Genomic DNA, 2,120 nt, shown 5'->3' with positions numbered 1-2,120 from the left:
TCAAAAAAAGATTCTTTTAGCGAATGTAACGCGTTCCTGCCGTTAAATTTTTCAGTTTGAATTTTTACTTTTGAAGAAAGAACTAGACCGGCAATAATCGTGACTATCACAAGAATAAATCCCGGTATTAGCGCTCCAATAAAATAATGAACAATTGTATTTTCTACCGGTTTATTCATAAAATGCAGGATTGTATTGGTTGACGAAGCCACCAGTATAATAGGGAGGCTTGGAGGTAACAATAAACCTATGCCGCCTGATGAAGTTAAAAGCCCTATGGAAAAACGCTCGGAGTATTTATTTTCGTTCAAAATGGTGTAAAGTATTCCGCCTAAAGCAAGTATTGTAACGCCTGACGCGCCTGTAAAAGAAGTAAAGAACGCGCAAATAATTACGGTAGCGATAATAATGCCGCCAGGCATCCCGCCAAAAAATATTTTAAACGTACTGACAAGCCTCTCTCCCGCCTTGCTCTCTGAAAGGAAAAAACCTGTCAGGGTAAACAACGGTATCGCGATTAAATCCGCGTCTGTAAGCGCCGAATAAATCTGTATCACCCCAGTCTCAGGCTCGTGCCCCGCCGCTTGAAGTATAATCAAGGCAATGCCGCCAATCGCCGCAAAAATAGGCATTCCGGCAAATCCCGCGATAATTAGCAGTATTATTACCGGAATGTTAATAACCGACGCCGCGTCGTATAAATAATTAATCCACGAGAAAAAAGGTTCAGGCGTATTAGTCCCGTCCAGCCCCCATATAATTTTCGCTATAGCGGGCAAAGCAGCGACACAGCCAAGTAAAAACGCGGCAGACGCGAAAATTTTATCGCGCGTATTTTTAAGTTTTAAAATAAACCGCGCCGCGATAACTGCAAAACCAAGGGGAATCGCAATCCCATAAATTTGATCCTTAATAAAACCAACTTTTTTGCCCAGCATGGCGTATTTAATAAAGCAAATGCCGTCCCAAACAAAAATGCCCAGCAAGAAAACTGAAATTAATATGCATATAAAAACAAGAGTCTTTTTTATATTTTCATTTTTTATGTATTGAACGGCGGTGATTGATATATGTTCGCCGGATCTTGCCGTAATCATAGCGGCAAAAAAACCTGTTACTAAAAAAAGGTGTACCATTATTAAATTGGAACCGGTAATTGCCAGCTTGAACTGATGTAAAATTAACTCAACAAAAGGAATTAACGCAAGAAGGGAAAGAGAGATAAAGCAAATTATATTTTCAATCCACGATAATTTAAATTCATTTTTTAACATTTCCAAAGAGGCAGAAATAAAATTATTTTTTTTATCGCTCATAACGTTTATTTTCCGCTTCTTGCTTTTTCCAAAATAGAGTTAAGCCGGTTGAATAAATCGCGGTCAAAAATAGATCCGACAAGCGAAGGCAGAGTATTTTTTAATTCAGTACTCCACATATCCTGCTGAGCCTGACTCGGCCTGTTTACGCTAAGCCCGTCATTGCCCATTGCCGCAATGGCGTTTGCTTCAGTTCTTACTTCTGAAGCGTCAAACTCCAACGCGATCTTTTTCGCAGCTTTAACAATTTCCAGTTGATCCGCCGTGCTTAATTTATTCCATGTTACGCGGTTCATGACAATCGCGCCCAAGATTGGGGCAATAGGCACCTCAAGCATGTGGTTTAAACTCTTATGCAGACCCAAGGGAGCGACAGACGCGGGAATAATGTATATGGCGTTTATCGCATTACTGGCAAGCTTTGCTCCCATATTTGTGAAATCAGTCTCTACAAGCTGGAAACCCATAGTTCTGAATACCGTATTCATATCACGAAGTTCAGGGCTTGTTGAAAGTCTTTGTCTGCGTAAATCATCGGGCGTTAATACTTTTTCCTTTGAAAATATGTAAACCCAACCGCCCTTTGACCACGCCAGAACGACAAAATCTTTTTTAACGCGGTTTTCAATAAGCGGCAGCATATCTTTAAGCACAAGATCCAACTCAGCTTCATTTTTGATCATAAATGGAATGCTTAAATTCATTACGGCGGGACAAATATCCGCCATTCCGGCGGAAGTAAAAACCGCCACTTGAATAGCGTTGCTGTAAAGAGAAGTAATCATTTTCGCTTCATCGCCTTCC

2 protein-coding genes are annotated in these 2,120 nt (G+C 40.5%); both read right to left on the bottom strand.

What is annotated here, in order from left to right:
* A partial coding sequence (locus ACYVRA_RS06245) for a TRAP transporter large permease subunit (RefSeq protein ID WP_461251886.1) occupies positions 1-1,316 on the bottom strand: 1,316 nt, incomplete at its 3' end.
* A 5-nt stretch (positions 1,317-1,321) separates the two neighbouring features.
* Positions 1,322-2,120: TRAP transporter substrate-binding protein DctP (gene dctP, locus ACYVRA_RS06240; RefSeq protein ID WP_461251885.1), on the bottom strand; the 799-nt coding region annotated here is incomplete at its 5' end.

This window comes from Treponema sp. R8-4-B8, assembly GCF_054786175.1.
This window is presented reverse-complemented; position numbering and strand designations above follow the sequence as displayed.